Here is a 19,592-nt window from a genome sequence, read left to right on the forward strand (position 1 = left end):
ATATAATAGTATAAACAACTAAAATCCAAACTACAATGAATGAAATGATAGGAGGTATCCGGTAAATCAGCTGTTTCTTTGGTAGTAATATACAAACATAATGTTCTTACTGTTCTTTCTTCCAGGAGGTCCAGTTAATCATCGGCTTATAGCCTATCTTCGCATAGAAAGGATTACTGCCTCCGGTCATATGAGTAGCTCCTAAGGGTTTCATTCTACGATATAGTTCGGAAAGAGCTGCTGCTGCGAAACCCATCTTTCGGTATTCAGGTATGGTGCAAAGAGGTTCCATATATGCCAGATTATTTTCCGGAACCCACCACATGCCCGCCCAACAGACATATTCTCCGGCTTTATTTTCAACTGCAACTGCATACTGCTTGGTGGCATGAGGCGCCTGCAATAAATGATATCCCGCTTCTGCATCTCCATTCCAGGGACCTTCCTCCGCTTCATGATCAAAGCCTTTCCAACAGCATTCCATAGATTTGGCAACATCGAATTTTCCCTGTTCTACAAAACGAAACCCTTCTGGAAGCTTGTAATCCAGTGGTTTATCGTATTCATAAATCATATCCATATTTTCACCGACCTGTTGATAGCCTTGCTTTCTGGCCGCTTCTATGATAGCCTTCTGCCCTTTGAATAGCTTTAGCTGAAATTTAGAGTCTATATGCGGCATATATTCATCTGCATATTGAACCATCTCCTCTGCAAGCTCTTCATATCCTGGTTTGAGGTTAAAGAATATATCCGTTACCGGATTTTCAGTAAAACAAAAGGCAACGATCTCACCCTGATCCTCCCATATCCGGTTTCTGTGCGTATAGGACTTATCCATCCAGGAGGAGGATAAAGCATACTCAAAAAACGGTGCCGGAACGCCGTTTCTCCAGTCCTTTTCATAAATATTCGTCATGAACTGATAGATGTCCATATGATCTGCAAGTATCCTGAATTGTCTTGTGGTTATATTTTTCATTTCCTTCTCCACCTTAATATACTGTATTTTAGTTTCATGGTATTTAATAGGACTATAATAAGGCTTTGATTATTCCTTTAAGATATCTATACCCTACAAGGAAATTATAAATATAACGATTCACAATATCTAGGGACACTTTTCTACTGAGCTAATCTTGACCTGAGTTACTCTTGACTGAGTTAACCTTGACTGAATTAACCTTGACCGAGTTAATCTTGACCTGAAAAATAAAGTTTACTATTGTCAATTTCAATATTCAGTTTTTAGCAAACTCTTCTGCTCGAACCTTCTATACCATTATCACTCGCATTTTAATCTTAACATTATCTCCTCTTTGCATATCTCACCGACATGCACGCAAATATTATCTCCTTTATAGGCAGTCTTTGGCTGTATACCGCCTCTTACAAATCCTGCATCTATATGAAGGATTTCTTTGCTGAGACTTCCACCATCTTTGAGAGAAATGTCCACAATATCTCCCACCGACAAGGTATCCTCTGTAACTTTAACGGCTAACAATGTGTATTTATTGCCTCGGCGATCAATATCAAATATTTCATCAATTACAATCTTTTTCTTCATGATTTTCCCCATATATTTCGCAGTTCAACAGAATGATTATATTGAATTTAATATCCGTATAATAGTAATAACAATAATAAATAATAATAATAATAATAATGGCTCAGCATCCCAAAGTAGCTTTTATAAAGCTGCTGCCATTTCACGGGTAGTATTCCGATAAGCAGTAGGAGACATCCCAACCTTTGCAGTGAATTGTTTTATAAAATAGGTATCATACTCAAACCCTGTAGAGCGGGCGATCTCATTAAGGCTCATACCTGTATGGGTTAGCAGGTCCCCGGCTACCTTTAACCTGTGGGACAGGAGATAACCCATTGCGGTATTGCCGCATCTGTCCTGAAACAGCTTATTTAAGGATACCCGGTTCAAATGAGCGCAATGTGTCAAATCCTCCAGGCTGATTTTATCGGAATAATTGGTATGTATATATTCCAAAACAACATCAACGGGTGATTGTTCACATTGGCGGTTCAAATCCTCAAGGAGTCCGAGTATCTGTATCAGGTATCGCTTGATTCTGCATACCCACCTGGAATCACTTTGAGCATACACCTCTGTTCCCAGGACGAAAAACCACTCCAACAATTGGGGATATGCTTTCTCCGTTATAAGGGGTACCCCTGTGTGCTGGCCGTCCCTTTCAAAAAGAGATATTCCCGTTCGTATTTTTAACTTGGTTGCGATATAGTCCTGTCCTTCTGCTACCGGAATACTGTTCAGAAAAACCGGATTGAAACAAAAGGACTGGGCAAAGGCATTCTCTTTCTCAAAAATCTCTACTTTGTCGTCTTTTGATATACACAGAATACCTGGGGCAGTAATTTTTATCGGACGGTCATTTAATGTTCCGCTTATACTTCCCGTTGTTAGAAAAATCAGAGTAAACCTCTCTGCATATGGAAGGCTGTCAAAATCCTCGGCTGTTATAAATTCAATTAACACAGTTCTGCCTTTATGGCGGTCATATTGGGGCATGCTTCTCTCCTAACAGATAGTATAGTTAAAAGCTTCATTTATAACATTGTACCACATAACCGCAAGCAATATAATAAGGTTGTAAAATAAAGAAAGAAAGGTGGATGTTATGGGAAATAACATAGCAATAAACGGATTTGGAAGAATAGGAAGGCTTGCCTTCAGACAGCTTTTTGGTACAGAAGGATATCGGATTGCAGCGATCAACGACCTGACAAGCCCTAAGATGCTCGCACACCTGTTAAAATATGATACTTCACAAGGGCGCTATGACAAAGAGGTTTCTTACACAGAGAACAGTTTAATCGTAGATGGTGTTACGATACCGATCTATGCAGAAAAAGATCCGGCAAACCTTCCCTGGAAAGAGCTCAGTATAGATGTGGTATTAGAATGTACCGGCTTCTTTGCCTCCAAAAAAGGCTCCCAGGCTCATATCAATGCAGGAGCAAAGAAAGTATTGATCTCTACTGCTGCCGGGAGCGATCTGCCAACCATTGTTTATGGTGTCAATGAGAATACCTTAACGAAAGAGGATGCTATTGTATCAGCTGCTTCCTGCACCACCAATTGCCTTGCCCCCATGGTGTATTTCTTAAACGAACTGGCACCCGTAAGAAAAGGCTTTATGACCACCATACATGCTTATACCAATGATCAGAATACACTGGATGCCCCTCATGCCAAAGGAGATTTGCGCAGAGCACGTACAGCTGCAAGCAATATTATCCCAACCTCAACAGGGGCCGCCAAAGCAATCGGATTAGTTATTCCTTCTTTAGACGGCAAGCTGGATGGAACCTCTCAGAGAGTACCGGTTATGACCGGCTCCTTAACTGAATTAACCGTTGTTGTAAGCGGCTCAGTAACCGCAGCGCAGGTCAATGAGAAAATGAAGCAATCCCGTTCTGAGCAATATGGATATACAGAGGAGGAACTGGTATCTTCTGATATTATCGGTATGACATACGGCGGACTGTTTGATGCGACACAGACAAAGGTTACAGCTTTAGGAGAGGATACCCTGGTTAAGATCGCTGCCTGGTATGATAATGAGAATTCCTTTACCAGCCAGATGATTCGTACTGCTAAATATCTGACTAAATTGTAATAAGTTGCGTTGCAAAGATTTCAACTTGAGTTGCAGTTTCTAGTTATATTTTAGGCCAGGAGAAATAATTAGATTTCTCCTGGCCTTTTGTGTAATTGGCTTAGCTCAATAAAAAAGGAGGGTACTGTTAAACCTTTATATATAATTCTTCTACGAACAATCCCATTGGAACAACACCTTGCTAAAATTGCAATTTTTCAGATCACTTCGTTTAATCGAGAAATTACCAATACCGGAATCTCCCCACATAACCTTTATCCAATCATGTTTACGGGCCTCAAAATTGACCATTGCATAATCACTATCAAGCTGAAAAAGCAACATATAACTTTCATCTGATCTGACATCAATGGGAGTCCTGCTCTTGTAATACTCTGTATGCTGTGATGACCCCTTATACCCTCCAATCTTATGTCCCATTCCACATGCATTATCACAATATTTCACAAATATATTGTATACCACCGCACCGAATTCACCTTCTCCCGCATCCTCCGGCTCCATGATATCATCTCCTGAAAATTCATTATAGAACTGACAAAATATGGCCTTAAGCCTGTTATCATGCCTACTCATAGCTTCTTCCTTTGGAGAAAATTTCATACCATATTCACCTTCAACAGGAAAACAAGCTTTTTCCTCTTGTATGAATTCAGAAAGTTTCATTAATACATCTTCTTTCACCAGGGTTCTATCTATTTCTTTATGGTAAATGACCTTATACTCTTCCCAAGGCCATACTGTCGTAAGCCAGAACTGAAGTATTCCCTCATGAGGATACTCTGAAAGTTCATTTAATTCCTTACAATCGATCTGAGCAAGTAATTTCATTGGCTTTCCCTGACTATTCAACGGAATCTCTGCGTTCTTTGGTAAATATGGAATCCCTCCAACCTTACTTTCAAAAATACCAGGAAACGTATCTTCCAGGCATATTTCAAGATATGGTGTTTTGGTATCAGAAATAAGCTTCTCATAAGCAAGCTTTGCAGATTCCTCTGGAGATTTTACTATGACATTACTATTTAATTTTGCTTTGTCCTCGTTATCAACTTCATATCTTTGCTGTTCTTTATTTGTATTAATAGTTGTCGGACTCTTTGATTCAAAAGATGTGGGCTCAACCAGTTCAGTTGCAGCCTCTGTGGGAATTTTAGCTCTAGACTTTTTTTGCAGGAAAACTTTACGAATCTCTGAATACAATGTCAAAATTGTAACTGACAAAGCAATTGCATACACTGCCCATATAATCTCCATAATAACCTCCAATTAAAAATCTTATGTAAACTTCTCCAGTCAAACAGACTGGAACTATATCTCTTACAGATTCCCCAGTTATCATTGCTTTAACAAGTACATCAATAAATATGAAAACTTTTTAAGGATATCCATTATACCAATAGCAACTTCTTCCCCTTACGGAGAAATCAATTGGCTTCATAGTGAAATTGGTATTACTTTTAGTATTAATCTTATCTAGCAGGTTCCTATCCCTTCAAAAAATTCCGAAAACTCAACATTATATATTCTTTTTAATGCCACTATGTCTGTTACTTTTATATTTCTACTTCCTTGTTCTATCTTGGCATAAGTAGAACGCGACATAGTACTACCAAGCAATTGCATTTGAGCAACTAACTCATATTGAGATAAGCCACTGGATTGCCTCAATCTCTTTAAATTTAAATATAAATCGGCATTTTGTAAAATCATTGTCATGTATATAACCTCCATACTTTTCCTTAACTGTATTTTCTCCAATCAGCCACTTTCTCAGGAGGGTGGTTCACAATCAGGAACATTTCTATTGATTATACTCACATTTCACTTACTCCTTAATATCTTTCGGTATTTACTTTAATGCAAAGATTTTTATGCTCAAATAATTTACTTATTTTCTCATGAGGTTCCATAATAGCAGAAATTGATTTACCAGTATTTACACAGAAAATGTAATAAGCCACATATTTAGTTATCTCGACTTCATTATACCATGGAGCTCTAATTACCTCCTCACGCCGATAGGATCCATTGGTTATAAAAACAGCATCTAAAATTCCCTCATTATATGCACTTGTATATTTCTCCACTCCTTCTGTAAATAAGCCAAAGGTTACTGCCACAAAAGTTCGTTTTGCACCATATTTCTTAGCCTTTTTAATCGCATCAAGCATTGTATCACCTGATGCAATAATATCATCCACAAATAAAATATCTTTCCCATTTATATCTGGACCAATATATTGATGAACCTCCATCGGATATTTTCCATTAACTAGTTTGTGGCGGCTTCTTCTCTTATAAAATATCCCCATTTCAAGCCCTAGCTCGTTTGCATACAAAAGATTTCGATTGGTTGCCCCAAAATCCGGACTAATCAGCATCATATGTTCTTCATCATAAATAATGTCAGGATACACATTTTTCAGAGCCTTGACGGTCTGATAGATCGGCATTAAATTATCAAACCCCATAAATGGAACAGCATTCTGTACTCTATCATCATGAACATCGAATACCATAATATTTTTTATCCCAATATTCTCAAGTTCTCTTAAAGCTACCGCACAATCCAAGGACTCCCTTGAGATTCGTCGATCCTGCCTTGCACTGTATAGCATTGGTGATATGATATTTATTCTATCGGCTTTCCCCCCTATCGCAGAAACAATTCGCTTTAAGTCTTGAAAATGCTCATCAGGCGACATGATTACTTCTCTTCCATACATAGTATAGTTAGATTTATAGTTCCCCACATCCATTAGGATATAAACATCTTTTCCTCTTAACGTATTCATTAAAACGGCCTTTCCGTCACCCGTTGAGAATCGTAAAAGATTCACATCCACCACTTCGTAATTACCTTTTGGATGAATTTCTTCTAAATACATTTTAATCTTACTTGTGAACTCTTCCATTCCCAGCATGGAAATCAGCGCAATATCCAAATTATTACCCATTTTGTTTTAACCCCTTTCATAATAAAAACATACCATTTTGCAGCTTAAAAATCAGCCAGTAATTGTTATATAATATTATGTTCTGGAACAGCTTAATGGAGTGGTAGTGCCCAAATCTAATTTGCAGGTCATAATGTCACAATTTCTCTATCATCATTTGACTTCACTATCCTTTCTATCGATTGTCATTATTCCGTACTAAGTATATACATTTTTGCATTCCTTTGTAAATACTTGTAAGGGTTTATTGGGTTAATTTGTATCAAAAATCGTCCCAAAACAGCAACGAAGCTTAAAAGATACATTACACCTATGCTGTTGGTGCATAAAAAAAATCTCAGAACATTTCTGTGCTGAGATTTTTATTGTACAATTTTTATTTCTCTGGCGGTGAATGATAACTGTAAACCCGCATACTTGCTCCACTGGGATCTTAAGTGTGTATATTTACTGCAGGCTTGCTACTAAGATTTCTCAAAATCATATAACCTACTTACCCCTCTTATGCAAATTACAGTACGGCTTCTACTGTGCTGCATCATTCTCCTCTTCGTATGCATCATCCATCTTTACTGAATTCTCTATCTGTTCCTGAATGAATTTCACACGAATGACTGCCTGAAGCCAGTTTACAGAAACCTGGCAGTGTCTGCTCTTTTCCTTGGCAGCCTCAGCTATGATATGCAATAATTCCTCTAAGACCGTTTTTGTGAGATAACCACCTCTCCAATGAAAGGTTAGCGCTTTTCCTTTTTTTATTGCTTGTTGGCAGCGTCTTGCTACATCTTCCTGCTTGGTAAAAGAAAGCTTCTTCTCTTTATAGTAAAAATGATCACCCTCACTGCATACCGGAATTTTATATATTACCGGCTCATGATCCTTAAAAATGCTCTTATCATCCAAATTAAAATAATCATATCTTACTTCTTTTTTTCCTAAGGAATTATCAAAAGTAGTATCTAGATGATACCATGAACCATTGATCTTAATTACATTCCAGGCATGACGATATTTGATATTCTTATCCGGATTATTTTCGGAAATAGCAACTATACAAGGAATAGACAACTGATCACAAAGAATCTTCACAGATTTCGCAATTCCCTCACATACTCCTACTCCCTGCCCCAATGGGCCTAGAATTTCATGTGAATATTGTTTCTTCAGCTTATCGTAAGTCACATTTTCGCAGATAAAATCATGAATATATTGCTCCTTTTCCCAGTCACTTTTATCCTTTGCCACCCGGGCAAGCTTCTCCACCCGGGCTCTCATCGCCAGCTGATGCTCTAGGATTTTATTTTTTTCAAATAAATAAATCGGCTTTATCTTTATCAACGTAGAATCATCATAGAAAAAATAGCGAAATGTTGAAGCATAAAATATTTCCGGGCAATCCAATCTTAACCTGTAAAAAATATCACTTAGCTCTGTTCCATCAATTCTTTGCACATCAAAACTCTGTGAGAGAGACTCCAGACCGCTTTTAATGACCTGATAAATTCTCTGCTGTTGTTTGCTCATCTGACTATAATAATATGGTTCCATTTATACTGCATCTCCAAAATCGTTTTATTAATCTGTTAATCTTTAAATATATCCGACATATCAATTGAGATTCTATCACAATTCACATAGAAAATATACAAAAACCTCTCAAGACCAATGTCCTGAGAGGTTCTGAATTGTTTAGAATTAATATACGTTGTTTTTGCATTATCTCATTATCAACCGTTTGATAGCTTGATAAGCCGGAAAATACAGGGTTTGTAGCAATCATTGTTGCACATATGTTTCACACCCACGACGTGTTTACTACATCTCATGATATTTTTCATTATATATACCAAGTAATAACTTTGATTCTTTGTCATAACGGCGTGTATTTATTCAAATATTCTTCCATAGACTCCATCCACTGTCTGGATATATCAAAAGCATTCTGCAGTCCATATCCAAATGCATCGATTGGATATCCGGCTTCTTTAGCAGCTTCCACAACCTTCGGTATCGCTGCCTTTATCTCATTTGGTTGCTGAAGTTCACATCCATTATTTGTGTCATTCCTCAGCGTATAATTGATTCCGGCCGCAATGTAACCCTTACCGCATAACCAGGCAAGATACTTTCATCATCCGATTTATCTCCGGTAGTAAAACCGCCGGCATGAAAATATTGACACAGATCCATATAAAAACTGCCAGTTGGCAAAGCCCACTGGCAGAAATATTTTTTTATCTATCTTGGCAGACGTAGTTCAGAAAGTTGTCTGATTTTACTATCCTAGTAATTTTGCAACAATACTATTAATATTAATATTTTCATCGTGTGTAAAATATCCAATAGTATTTGTATAATAATCTATAATACTTGAATATAATGTTGAATTACCATAATATCCTGGGGTATAACTATATTCCGTAGGATATGTATATGACGGATACCGATAATCATATGTGCCTGAAGCATTCTTTTTGTAAGGATATTTAGCATCTACTCTCAATGCCGCAGCAAATCTTTGGGTTGAACCCCAAGGATAATAAGCATAACCACTAATCCTATCTAAATCATCACGTATAACAATAGTTCTCATATATACATCTCCAGATACTTTAGCTTTTACATATTCTGAAGATGAACTATAGGTAACAGACAAAGGAGTTTCATACAGACTAAACATTGTAGACAAAGCATCTGATACTGCTTTTACAGCCTTATAATAAACACCTTTGACAAAATGATCAAGCACAGCCTCTAGTGTCTTTTTAGTTATTTCAGTCCATTTTAAAGATCCAGAAAGATTACCTGGTTTTACTTGTGATGATTCAACTCCTGCAGCAGACTCTAAATAAAGAAATTTATAGCCATTATAAGTTCCAAGATAATTATAATTAGTTTCCCAATACTTGGGATCATTAATATCACCAGATGAAGCACTGACACTACTGTCAATTACTAGCGAATTATTATTTGGTAGAAAAATATTTAAATAATTGACTTTAGTTCCTTCGTCCACTAATTTTTGAACACTATTATAAGTACTTTCTAAGATTGGGTTGTATAGCAATGCTTTTTTTCCAGAATCACTTATTTTAATTATTTTATAATTACTAGCTTGTTTATAAATTTTATTTACTCCATACGCTTCCTCATTATATAATGAGCCTAAATTTTTTAATACACCATTATCAGATAATATATCAGTAACAGTTTCCTTAACAGTCTGAATATTTTCATCACTATATGCATCTATGTAGGTAATAAAAATTGGTATCTGAGATATTGTACTAATAGTTTCACTGGATATAACTGTGTCATTAATATGCATATTATTATTTTCTGTTTCTGCATATGCAACTTTAGTTGTTGCTAATAAACAGCACACAATAAATAAACTTAAATATTTCTTCATTATAATTTCCTTTCTTATATGTATTTTTTTATCATAAAATTTACATTATACGTACTTATTTCTTTAGTAATTACAACTATTTTATACTTTTATTCATATAGTTTAAACAAGGGGCTCACCTTCTTTATATTATTTTACATTTTATGTTTATATTTAACATGTAATAAGTCAATAACTATACAATTATGTTAATATTTTAACACTTGCCACCAAATAATAATTATTAATTATGATATTATTTTGATTCATTTAACTTGATTATATTCTCCATATAATCTTTCCACTTTATATTCTTAATTCTAAGTTTCCAATGTTTTGCTGGAATTTCACCAGGTGCGTAATCAACAATAATAAACTCAGCTCCATATGACTCTAGTCTAAATATAACCCTGCCTTCTGACTTTATAGTTATTAAATACCTGTCACTATCTGAATATGGTACACTTTTGATATTAATTCTATTAAATTTTGTTTTTTCAATAAGTGAAACTAGCATAGATTTCTGTTCGTCATCTAAAAAATCTTCATATACTGTATTATATATTTCTGTTGATGTATTAATTTTTTCAAGATATATGTTGTTAGATAAATTTTCTTTTATTATCATACTTAATATATTTTCATTAAAATTTATATAATAAAACTTAACACTAAGACATAATATCAAAAAAATAATACCAGTAACAAGAACTATCATTTTCTTTCTTTTCAAATTAACACCCCTCATAATATATTTATTTTTATTTATAAAGTACTATATCATATTTTCCATTAAATGTCACCCAGCTCTTTATGATAATTTATACATGCTGATAAAATATTATTTATGAATCTCAAAGATCTAGCTTGTGATTTATTTTTTATAATAATATAATATAAAAACCTTGAAACCTGTATTAACTTGATGCTTTCATCAACTTATGCTGCTTTACATAATCCATAACGAAATACCCATATGTGATTTAAACAATCGCGAAAAATGTTAAGATGAATAATTCATATTACCTGTAATATTTTCCATATAAATTAGATCCTAAAGATTGTTTTCAATATGCGTTTAACAATTAATTGTTCTTTTTCCATAACCCTCACCTCATATTTCAATGGTAGTTATACTATAAGCAAGTAGTAATTGAATTCTTTTTCATTCTTACTATATAAAGATTATACCTACTAATATTGTATAGCATAACTATAATCCTTTGAGTACTCGATTATACAAAACATTAGTGTTTTCTAATAAATTATTAATTTGTTCTTTACTCTCGTACGCTTCTATGTATCATTTAATTTACTTGTACCACTTTCATGCATTGAAAAAAGACCTTGCAAACGTAGTGTTTGCAAGGTCTCCTTATGGTCTGTATAGTATATCCAATTATCTCTTTGAGTAATGATGATTGCTTTTTGTAAGCTCTCATATAGTTATTTTACATACTATATCATATGCCTTTTCGTAATTTTCATAGGGCTCTTTACCAATAGCTACTGTCATATGAAAAATATAATTATCATCAAACGGTGCTGGACATGGACCAAATCTATTCTCTAAATTAGCGAATAAATCTTTTTGGATATGGTCAAGCTCTATGGTTTTTCTAACTCTAATACTTAAACATCCAGATGGTTCTCCACCAATAGCATTATTAGGATATACCACTAATTCCTCAAAGTTCAATTCGATAGAACTTACATTTTCTATAAACTCATCAAAAAAACCTTCGATTTCTTCAAGACTTGAATGGCTGTTTTAAAGATACATGAAATGGTAATCTTGTCATTTCAAAACCTACCTTCCCAATACGATGAGCTTCAAGAAGTATTTTTCTACCGTAGTTTTCAACTTCATCATCCGCAATCAATACAACTGTAGCCTTCATTTCAAACCTCCGACTCACCCTTTAATATTAGAATTTCTATGATTTATCCGTGCCTGGCCATCATGTGCCAGCCATTTACATTCAGTAACTTCCATATTCGTAAATGTGGCCTTAAAAGAAGAAGCCTCCGGGCTACAAGCATATATTCCAAACTGAATTTCGCCAGCAGCTTTATACATATGACAGATTCTCATCTGTTTATACTTTTTTCCATCTTCAGAGCATTCAATGCAGTAATCATCTTCCCGTCTGCTGAATCTGTACCACATAGACTTGATTCGTGCATCTATCTCAGTTGTTGCCCAATCTGAATATCCATTATTTGTAACCACGCTTCCAAGATGCTGAAATTCTTCATTCTCATATTCAATAGAGCCTTTCAGCCAATTTTCATTATCAAGGTACATAACGATACCACATTGATCAAAACGCATCTTACTCTCAAACTCGGTCTTTACAACGAATGAAAATAACTTCTCTGTTGTTTTCATCTGTAATACAGGTGCATTATCATTTCTGAAATGATAGTATGTTCGCTGCCATAAATCTGTGTGTGGATTTGTGATGATCTCAATTCGTTCTTCTGAAATAGAATATTCTTTAGGTTCTCTCGTCCATTTCCATTCTGTTTTCTTTATCATGTAACTTTCCCTCTCAGCATTGAAATATAAATCTGTTATCGTTAAGAAAATAAGAATTTCACCTCATCATATATGTGGCTTTCCTAGCCATCTTTTTGCACCTTCTTTACATTTAAGTCTAGATTCCTTGTCCCATCCAGTTCCATCTTTATGCACGCCAACCTATTCATCCATTCATTCTGTTCATTAAGATCCGGCCAACCAGTACTCTCATAATCTCGATTATATTCCAAAACAATCGTTCATATACATGTGAAACCAATTAAAAACATCAAATGTCTAATTCCATATTACAATACATTTCACTGCTATCACGTACAGGTTGTCTTTCTTCTGATACAATTCTGAATCCTAACTTCTGATAGAATTTGCATGCTTTTATATTTCTTTGCTGAACATCTAACTTTATCTTTTTAATACAAGGATTTGCTTCAAACAAGTCACTAAATATTTCTTTTCCATAACCTTTATGTCTTTCTTTATCGAGTAGTACTACAATATATAAATCACATACATTATCTATTAATTTATACATTATCCATCCTATTGGCTTGGCTCCATCTATAATTATATTTGATTCGATATCTTTATAATATTGAAATCTTTCTATCCAGTCTTCTTCTATTGTGTCATTTTCTACAAAGTACAATTCATACTCAGGATTAGAAAAAATTTGAGTCAAAAAATGAGCATCACTATCTTGAATTCTTCTGTATTTGAATTTCATTTCTGGTTATCCTTTCATGTCACTTATTTCATCAAATTAGAATTTCCTGTTTTTAACATTATTTCGTAACATCATTGACTAATACAACACCATTCTCACATTTCCAATCCAATCCGCCTTCTGATAATTCGAATACCTTGGCATGTCCAAAGGCTGCGAGATTATTCTTTATCTGTATTACAGTCCTTAAGTTTGGCTCACCCTCGATTCTTCCTACTAACAAAACACTTCTTGCTACCGCTTAGAAATTAATCAATCCCATCCCTCTGTAAGCGGCTTTATTATCTGAATCTTTATTCATGCCCTATAAGGACAATGGCACATTTGCATTTCCCCGCCAAGGCACTTAATCGCTTAGTCATATTTCTTGCTTCATTTGCTCTGTTCATGCCCATTCCACCACCGAGATACGCCTGTATAGGATCCATCCTCCGCTGTTTGATATAACCCAACAAGGATAAAAATTATCGCAGGACACTCCAGAGCTATTTCACTTACCGAAAAGGCATTAAGGGTTTCCTCAACGCTGTTGCATACTAATTCTTTCAATTCGTTATGGATAAGTTCCTGCTTAATTGTATAATGTTATTGGACATGTTCTATAGCCTCCTTTGTGAGAATTGGTTGTGGTGACTTTATTTTACCAAACGGCTATAGACCATGTCTATTTTTATTAAATGAATTTACGAAATTAATTATACGTCATCTATATACACACCTGGATATCGAAGTACTATTAGCAGTAATCTATAAAATATAATGAGATTTTTGTTACCTACTTGTTCCTTACGGTCTACTTTTTCCACTTTTCAGTACTTCTCACTACAACTCGCGATAAAAGAAAAACCCCAGAAACACTGAGTTTCTGAGGTTTGTAAGTTCTTCGTAATATTCTCTTGATTATCTCTTTGAAAAGAGAATGTAGGGCTTTAAGTGGCTTAGATACTAGGGTTTTAAGTGGTAGTGTTACTTATGGGTGTATTACTCAAGGCTACTGATGACTATCCTTATCTCAACTTTTTAATTCACATAGTTAACTTCAATAATTTACTAATTGCAATATATTTTCAACTATTCTGTCAACACTGATTTCTATTTCTTCTTCTGTATTCACCTCAATTACGCTAATACCCATATCCTTAATAATTCTTAACGCCTCTTGTAAAAACTGTAATTCTTTTATCACATTTTGTTCTGTTTCAAAACGTGTATAGCTATTTCTACTTTTTAATCTTTGTACTATCGTGCTACTATCGGCATAAACAATACAATATAAATCGGGCAATACTATTTTTTTATGTAAATTAATAATAAAATCGACATCAACACCATCCAATCTTTGCAAAAGTAATGATGACACAAAATACCTGTCACTTAGTACTATCTTGTTTCTATTGATTTCAGGCAATATTTCTTTTGTTATGTGATTATATCTATCTGCTGCAACTAAACATGCTAAGGATTCTTTATCAATAGTCTCACTAATTTTTCTTGTAAATAAACCCAATTCAGAATTCGTTGGTTCAGATGTAAGGTATGTCTCTAAATTATAATTTTGAAGTTTTCTTTGTACTTCACGAATGATTGTAGATTTTCCAGAGCCATTCGGTCCATCAAATGCGATAAACTTTCCCATATTTCTCCTTTTTACTCAAAGTTAATGCGTAGTTTTCTTAACTCATTTTTTAAGTTTATAATTTCTTTATCATCATTTAGTGAAAATTGAATCGCATATATTCCATAATCCGATGCTACCTTAACATTTTTTTCATGATCATCTATAAACAAAATTTCATAAGGTTCAAATTTCATTTTATCACAAACAAGTTTAAAGAACTCCTTGTCTGGTTTTAATAGTTTACATTCATATGATAAAAATCTGTTCTTCGGTGGGAATACATTTAAATATCCTTTTTCATTATAATTCCCCCCATTAATTGCATCCATGTTCGAAAGTACTCCAACCTCATATCCATGTTCTTTCAAATTTTCAGCTAATTTCTTCATTAGTGGATTTGGCTTCCATATATTTTTCCACAACTCTTCTATATCATGTCTTTCATTGTAAGTTAATTCCCTTTTTATTTTATCTTCAACCCATTGATTAATTGTTTTCTCACCCAGATTTAATTTATCATCTAGAACCAATTTCTGATTCCAGTTCGCTTGTATATTTTGAGACAGCTTTGAATTTATAACCTTTAAAAAATCATTTGTAAAGTCTCCGTCAAAGTATACACCTCCCATATCAAATAGTACTGCGGAAATTAAAGGATTTCTGGCATTACTATAAATCAAATCAAATGATTCAATCAATTTATTAATTACAAACTGATTTTCTAGATTTAGTATTTTAAATTTTCCTTTTTTATCCATTTTTTCAACTAACAAACACTCATAAGTTCCATCTTTGCATCTTTTAATCTGTCCACGTAAGTTATGAAATTTATCCGATTCTTCATCATATTTCCTAATATTGACCTTATTGTCATATAGCCTTTTATAAATTTTTTTTAACTCATTTTTCTTAACATGATTTTCATATTGTTTACATAATACTTTACATTTTTCACCTAATAATTCTATTTTTTCCAACTGTGTATTGCACTTAAGTAAAAAATCGATATCTCCTCCTAGTATGTATAATTCACATGCATCATTTAAAAATTCATCAAATTTTATTTGGATACCATGTTCGTCAAAAATGTTATTTGTGCTATTAGATACCATTTTAGCAATCGATTTATATATCATATACGAAATTATCATACCAATTATTGCAGCAATAATTATATACTCAACAACATTTTGCTCGTACTGTTTGATCAAGAATCTTAATATGAAATTATTTATTTCTTCATTTGGTTTAAATGAATAAATTGTCGGTAGCATAATCCATCCACATATATAAAACATTATTGTTAATATTATTGATATAAACAAATCGAACAATCCACTAATTTTTTTCATTGTAAGCTCCTTCTTCATAAAAGCCAACATCCAGTTTCATTGCTGAATGATCTGTGAATTTATTTTCATCACTTCTCGTTTCATGCAAGTAATTGCAATTCACATTCCGACAAATAATCTTATTTGATATAAACATATGATCATACCTATACCCCTTTTTAGTTCTTCCTACCCAACTGTATTCACTCTTCTGTGGATTAAGTTTTCTATATATGTCACAATATCCTAAATCAAATAACTTATCATAAAAATCGTATTCCCACGAAAAAAATGTCGAGTAGTGTGGATTATGATTTCTTTCTAATATATTGAAATCTCCACACACTACATCAACAGCAGAAGAATTCTCAGATAGATAATCAACTACTTCTTCTAAAAAAAATTTTTTTCTCAAAATCTTTCTTTCAGACCTATCTCTAGAAGGTACATATAGACCAACAACTCTTATTTTTCTGATAGGATGTTCTACTTCTATATCAATAGCTCTTCCATAATACTCAATATTCTGATCAAACAAAAAATTAGCATTTGCAAGTGGCCATTTGCTAATAATCATTACACCAAGATCCCTTGTTATACTTTTCGGAAAAGACACATAATACTTCTGTTTTTTTGAATTTGTATCCATCTTTCCCAAAAAGTATTGTTCCATATAATTACATCCAACACTGTTTTTTGTTTCAGTTAAGATAAAAACATCCTCTTCTCTATTTTCAATCCACTGTATTTGTTTCTGGACTCTTTCGTAAGATGGATTCCCAATGTTTAATGTTAATAATTTAATTTTTTCCACTATAATATCCTTTAAATTTATTTTTGGGGACAAAGTTCAAAATCACATTCTTCAATATATCGTCCCTCTCCGATTTTTGCTGCTATACACCCTCTGCTGCATTCCTTACTACAATTTATTCTTATACTTTCCTTTCTAGGCAACTGATAGTTTTTCAGTAATTTATCTAAATTTTCTGGTTTTTCTAATATGTTACCGAGATAAAAGTCTTCTGGTTTATATTTGCTTTCCATGTTATTAGCTCCAAACACCATATATGGGCATATTGCAATGTTCCCATCTGTAAAAACATATAACACTTTTCCATAATTACATTTACTCAAAGGTTTATGTTCATTAGGAAATCTGATGTATACAATATCGAACATATCATCGATAAAATCTTTGGTTCTATTTCTCAATTCATTAAGTTCTTGTTGACTAAATGCTAAATTCTTTGACATTTCTCCGCGCCCATATTGAGATAAGGGATTCATTAATACATATTTAGCATGAATCGATTTTGCAAATTTACAAAGTTCTACATATTCTTCAATCGAAGAAAACTTATTTGGAGTAACCAATATTCCGTTTAATAAATTATTTTCGCTTAAAAACATTATATTTTGTTTGACCATGTCAAATAAACTTGGGATTGGGCTATTTCTAAAACCTCCATGTGAGGCATTAGAAAACCCATCAAGGCTAATATTAAATTTGACATTTTCATGCTTCTTTATTCTCTTTATGATGGTAGCGTCAAGCAAGCTACCATTTGAACATACCGTTACAGATATTTTATTTTGATCAAAAGCTTCAATTATATCATAAATTTTTTCATGAACTAAAGGTTCTCCCCCTGTTAATGTTACCTTGATAATATTATTTTTTTTAAAATATGGTATTACCATATTTGTTATACTTTCATACGGCATTTGATTGCCTTCATATTCAGCAGAAAGAAAACAATGATTGCAACGCAAATTGCATTTTTCAGTAATTTGCAACAAACTTTTCTTGTACGGCTCTTTAATAGTTGTCCTAAAAAAACACGCTGATGCTTCTTTAGGATTGTATAAATCAATCTTCTCCATACTCTCCCTCCTAATTGTCTATCTGTATTTTATTTTTAGCACATATCTCCTACCTCTATGCTCACCACTTGCCATCAAAATATCTTTTTCAACCAGTCCATTCAAATAATTTCTAGCCGCAGTGGTTCCAATCTGAAGTAGATCTCTTGCAATTCCATTTGTGATAAACTCATTCCTACCAAGATATTCAATAATACGAATTTCTTTTTCCGATAATTCAACACCTTTTCCGTACTTTTCACGCAAAGAATCAACACTTTTCATTGCTTTATCATCACTTATCAACACTTTATCGCCATTTTGTGTTGATTTTATAGTATCTTTACCAACACCGTCATCAGAATTTCTTCGATAAAACACAACGACAAAACCTGATTTCATAAGTTTAAATTCTACTTTTACACCAGCTTCTTTGCATGCAAATGTAATTCGTTTTAAACCCGAACCAAAGCTTTCCACATCTTTTGAATAATATATGATACTGGTAATTAATGGTTTCCTTCTCACTGGACGCTCTTCATTTTCAATAAAATCCTCTGGCACATAACCTGTTGGGAATGCCCCTGGATTATATATTTCAATCCTATTTTTATAAATGGCAACTTCATTACATTGCCTTGCATTATAGTCTTTATGACAAAAAGAATTAATTAGTGCCTCTCTAATTGCTGAAGTCGGAACTTCTGGAATTTCTTTTCTCTGTATTGAACCATCAAATTCGACACGCCAATGAATGTTATTTACAATGTATTTTTCCGCCAAATCAACAAGTTCGAATACGGTTCCATGATAGCGTTGAATATCATTAAATGTTAATCTTTCTTCTGTTGAAAATATTGCCATTTGAAGCTCACACAGGTTTGTATCACAGAACAACACTGCTCCAGCATTTAACAAAGTATCTTCCTTGGTTAAAAACAATTTATTAAGGACTGTTTTCTTGTCCGAATATTCAAAATCAATTCTTTTAACACTATAAGCTTTATCTATATAGGCTTCTAAAATATCGTCTTTTGCATTCTGAACTTTCCATTCAGAAAGACTATTTTCCCATAGGTTCGCACTATCATTTTTCTGCTTATATCTATTTTCTATTTCCTGTGGAGACATTGGTAAATCTTCATCTGCCACTCTTATCTTCACTTGTCCATAAGCGTAATATGGAACTTCTGTTCCTTCAAATTTCACATGAATACAAGGTCTATCATTCAAATATACAATCTTGATTTCTGGATATATCTTTGGCTCAATATGATTCTTAATAGCATTACTGACATCTCTTAATGTTTTTTCATTTATGATTTGACCTATTGGAGTTCCATCTGGTAACACCCCAAAATAAAGTTCTCCGTATTGATGTTTATTTAAAATGGCTACAATCAAAATCATAGCTTCTTTCATTTCTCCTGTAGATTTTTTGAATTCTAAGGTTTCTGTTTCCATTCCTAGTTTCCGTGTATTCACCCCTCTCATTTTA

At 33.6% G+C, this 19,592-nt stretch carries 22 protein-coding genes; 1 reads left to right on the forward strand and 21 read right to left on the reverse strand.

The window, feature by feature from the left end:
• Positions 1–106: 106 nt before the first annotated feature.
• The 3 genes from BR73_RS0126175 to BR73_RS0126185 form a co-directional block, all read right to left on the reverse strand.
• Complete coding sequence (locus BR73_RS0126175) at positions 107–982, reverse strand: GNAT family N-acetyltransferase (protein ID WP_033168678.1); 876 nt, start codon at positions 980–982, stop codon at positions 107–109.
• 303 nt (positions 983–1,285) lie between these two features.
• Complete coding sequence (locus BR73_RS0126180) at positions 1,286–1,570, reverse strand: hypothetical protein (protein ID WP_033168679.1); 285 nt, start codon at positions 1,568–1,570, stop codon at positions 1,286–1,288.
• Between the two features lie 123 nt (positions 1,571–1,693).
• On the reverse strand, positions 1,694–2,548 hold the full coding sequence (locus tag BR73_RS0126185) for an AraC family transcriptional regulator (protein ID WP_033168680.1): 855 nt from the start codon (positions 2,546–2,548) through the stop codon (positions 1,694–1,696).
• Positions 2,549–2,657: 109 nt separating this feature from the next.
• Here BR73_RS0126185 and gap point away from each other — a divergent pair, with 109 nt between their 5' ends.
• On the forward strand, positions 2,658–3,659 hold the full coding sequence (gene gap, locus BR73_RS0126190; RefSeq protein ID WP_033168681.1) for a type I glyceraldehyde-3-phosphate dehydrogenase: 1,002 nt from the start codon (positions 2,658–2,660) through the stop codon (positions 3,657–3,659).
• Positions 3,660–3,809: 150 nt separating this feature from the next.
• Here the strand turns inward: gap and BR73_RS0126195 are convergent, their stop codons facing one another.
• The 18 genes from BR73_RS0126195 to BR73_RS0126260 form a co-directional block, all read right to left on the reverse strand.
• Positions 3,810–4,916: a YwqG family protein gene (locus BR73_RS0126195; protein WP_033168682.1), complete on the reverse strand. Its 1,107-nt coding sequence runs from the start codon at positions 4,914–4,916 to the stop codon at positions 3,810–3,812.
• 219 nt (positions 4,917–5,135) lie between these two features.
• Positions 5,136–5,378 carry a helix-turn-helix transcriptional regulator gene (locus BR73_RS0126200; RefSeq protein WP_033168683.1) on the reverse strand — a complete coding sequence of 81 codons (243 nt, stop codon included), beginning with the start codon at positions 5,376–5,378 and terminating at the stop codon, positions 5,136–5,138.
• Positions 5,379–5,494: 116 nt separating this feature from the next.
• Positions 5,495–6,619: a ribose-phosphate diphosphokinase gene (gene prs / locus BR73_RS0126205; protein WP_033168684.1), complete on the reverse strand. Its 1,125-nt coding sequence runs from the start codon at positions 6,617–6,619 to the stop codon at positions 5,495–5,497.
• A gap of 525 nt (positions 6,620–7,144) precedes the next feature.
• On the reverse strand, positions 7,145–8,167 hold the full coding sequence (locus BR73_RS0126210) for a transglutaminase domain-containing protein (protein ID WP_033168685.1): 1,023 nt from the start codon (positions 8,165–8,167) through the stop codon (positions 7,145–7,147).
• A gap of 322 nt (positions 8,168–8,489) precedes the next feature.
• On the reverse strand, positions 8,490–8,618 hold the full coding sequence (locus tag BR73_RS29710) for a hypothetical protein (protein ID WP_278248547.1): 129 nt from the start codon (positions 8,616–8,618) through the stop codon (positions 8,490–8,492).
• A 68-nt stretch (positions 8,619–8,686) separates the two neighbouring features.
• Positions 8,687–8,809 carry a hypothetical protein gene (locus tag BR73_RS29715; RefSeq protein WP_278248548.1) on the reverse strand — a complete coding sequence of 41 codons (123 nt, stop codon included), beginning with the start codon at positions 8,807–8,809 and terminating at the stop codon, positions 8,687–8,689.
• Positions 8,810–8,897: 88 nt separating this feature from the next.
• On the reverse strand, positions 8,898–10,031 hold the full coding sequence (locus BR73_RS0126215; protein ID WP_033168686.1) for a hypothetical protein: 1,134 nt from the start codon (positions 10,029–10,031) through the stop codon (positions 8,898–8,900).
• Between the two features lie 235 nt (positions 10,032–10,266).
• Positions 10,267–10,743, reverse strand: coding sequence for a hypothetical protein (locus tag BR73_RS0126220; protein ID WP_033168687.1), 477 nt, complete (start codon positions 10,741–10,743; stop codon positions 10,267–10,269).
• 705 nt (positions 10,744–11,448) lie between these two features.
• Positions 11,449–11,691 (reverse strand): hypothetical protein, encoded by a 243-nt coding sequence (locus tag BR73_RS0126225; RefSeq protein ID WP_033168688.1) that lies wholly within the window; start codon positions 11,689–11,691, stop codon positions 11,449–11,451.
• A 70-nt stretch (positions 11,692–11,761) separates the two neighbouring features.
• Positions 11,762–11,911: a hypothetical protein gene (locus tag BR73_RS28995; RefSeq protein WP_156034959.1), complete on the reverse strand. Its 150-nt coding sequence runs from the start codon at positions 11,909–11,911 to the stop codon at positions 11,762–11,764.
• 14 nt (positions 11,912–11,925) lie between these two features.
• Positions 11,926–12,552 carry a DUF1349 domain-containing protein gene (locus BR73_RS0126230; RefSeq protein WP_033168689.1) on the reverse strand — a complete coding sequence of 209 codons (627 nt, stop codon included), beginning with the start codon at positions 12,550–12,552 and terminating at the stop codon, positions 11,926–11,928.
• A gap of 271 nt (positions 12,553–12,823) precedes the next feature.
• A complete protein-coding gene (locus tag BR73_RS0126235) occupies positions 12,824–13,279 on the reverse strand; it encodes a GNAT family N-acetyltransferase (protein WP_033168690.1) in 456 nt (151 codons plus the stop codon).
• A gap of 58 nt (positions 13,280–13,337) precedes the next feature.
• Positions 13,338–13,502, reverse strand: coding sequence for a hypothetical protein (locus BR73_RS29840; protein ID WP_347463664.1), 165 nt, complete (start codon positions 13,500–13,502; stop codon positions 13,338–13,340).
• Positions 13,503–14,318: 816 nt separating this feature from the next.
• A complete protein-coding gene (gene tmk / locus BR73_RS28025; RefSeq protein ID WP_051685600.1) occupies positions 14,319–14,915 on the reverse strand; it encodes a dTMP kinase in 597 nt (198 codons plus the stop codon).
• A gap of 11 nt (positions 14,916–14,926) precedes the next feature.
• Positions 14,927–16,249: an HAD-IA family hydrolase gene (locus BR73_RS0126245; protein ID WP_033168691.1), complete on the reverse strand. Its 1,323-nt coding sequence runs from the start codon at positions 16,247–16,249 to the stop codon at positions 14,927–14,929.
• Positions 16,236–17,042 (reverse strand): endonuclease/exonuclease/phosphatase family protein, encoded by an 807-nt coding sequence (locus tag BR73_RS28030; RefSeq protein WP_197032727.1) that lies wholly within the window; start codon positions 17,040–17,042, stop codon positions 16,236–16,238. Before BR73_RS28030 ends, BR73_RS0126245 begins: the two co-directional genes overlap by 14 nt.
• A 17-nt stretch (positions 17,043–17,059) precedes the next feature.
• Positions 17,060–18,115, reverse strand: a complete 1,056-nt coding sequence (locus tag BR73_RS0126255; protein WP_051685602.1) for a radical SAM protein — start codon at positions 18,113–18,115, stop codon at positions 17,060–17,062.
• Between the two features lie 18 nt (positions 18,116–18,133).
• The gene (locus BR73_RS0126260) at positions 18,134–19,588 is read right to left on the reverse strand and encodes an RNA-binding domain-containing protein (protein WP_051685603.1); all 1,455 of its coding nucleotides are present in this window, start codon (positions 19,586–19,588) and stop codon (positions 18,134–18,136) included.
• Positions 19,589–19,592: the final 4 nt, after the last annotated feature.

This window comes from Clostridium sp. KNHs205, from assembly GCF_000702945.1.
In the GTDB taxonomy this organism is placed as follows: Bacteria; Bacillota; Clostridia; order Lachnospirales; family Lachnospiraceae; genus Anaerocolumna.

Excerpts from the sequence above, each read along its gene's own strand:
- BR73_RS0126215 (WP_033168686.1), bottom strand. The coding sequence starts at position 10,031 with ATGAAGAAATATTTAAGTTTATTTATTGTGTGCTGTTTATTAGCAACA.
- BR73_RS0126175 (WP_033168678.1), bottom strand. The coding sequence starts at position 982 with ATGAAAAATATAACCACAAGACAATTCAGGATACTTGCAGATCATATG.
- BR73_RS0126245 (WP_033168691.1), bottom strand. The coding sequence starts at position 16,249 with ATGAAAAAAATTAGTGGATTGTTCGATTTGTTTATATCAATAATATTA.
- BR73_RS0126185 (WP_033168680.1), bottom strand. The coding sequence starts at position 2,548 with ATGCCCCAATATGACCGCCATAAAGGCAGAACTGTGTTAATTGAATTT.
- BR73_RS0126200 (WP_033168683.1), bottom strand. The coding sequence starts at position 5,378 with ATGACAATGATTTTACAAAATGCCGATTTATATTTAAATTTAAAGAGA.
- gap (WP_033168681.1), top strand. The coding sequence starts at position 2,658 with ATGGGAAATAACATAGCAATAAACGGATTTGGAAGAATAGGAAGGCTT.
- BR73_RS0126235 (WP_033168690.1), bottom strand. The coding sequence starts at position 13,279 with ATGAAATTCAAATACAGAAGAATTCAAGATAGTGATGCTCATTTTTTG.
- BR73_RS29715 (WP_278248548.1), bottom strand. The coding sequence starts at position 8,809 with ATGGATCTGTGTCAATATTTTCATGCCGGCGGTTTTACTACCGGAGAT.
- BR73_RS0126255 (WP_051685602.1), bottom strand. The coding sequence starts at position 18,115 with ATGGAGAAGATTGATTTATACAATCCTAAAGAAGCATCAGCGTGTTTT.
- BR73_RS0126260 (WP_051685603.1), bottom strand. The coding sequence starts at position 19,588 with ATGAGAGGGGTGAATACACGGAAACTAGGAATGGAAACAGAAACCTTA.
- BR73_RS0126210 (WP_033168685.1), bottom strand. The coding sequence starts at position 8,167 with ATGGAACCATATTATTATAGTCAGATGAGCAAACAACAGCAGAGAATT.
- prs (WP_033168684.1), bottom strand. The coding sequence starts at position 6,619 with ATGGGTAATAATTTGGATATTGCGCTGATTTCCATGCTGGGAATGGAA.
- BR73_RS0126230 (WP_033168689.1), bottom strand. The coding sequence starts at position 12,552 with ATGATAAAGAAAACAGAATGGAAATGGACGAGAGAACCTAAAGAATAT.
- BR73_RS28995 (WP_156034959.1), bottom strand. The coding sequence starts at position 11,911 with ATGAAGGCTACAGTTGTATTGATTGCGGATGATGAAGTTGAAAACTAC.
- BR73_RS0126180 (WP_033168679.1), bottom strand. The coding sequence starts at position 1,570 with ATGAAGAAAAAGATTGTAATTGATGAAATATTTGATATTGATCGCCGA.
- tmk (WP_051685600.1), bottom strand. The coding sequence starts at position 14,915 with ATGGGAAAGTTTATCGCATTTGATGGACCGAATGGCTCTGGAAAATCT.
- BR73_RS0126195 (WP_033168682.1), bottom strand. The coding sequence starts at position 4,916 with ATGGAGATTATATGGGCAGTGTATGCAATTGCTTTGTCAGTTACAATT.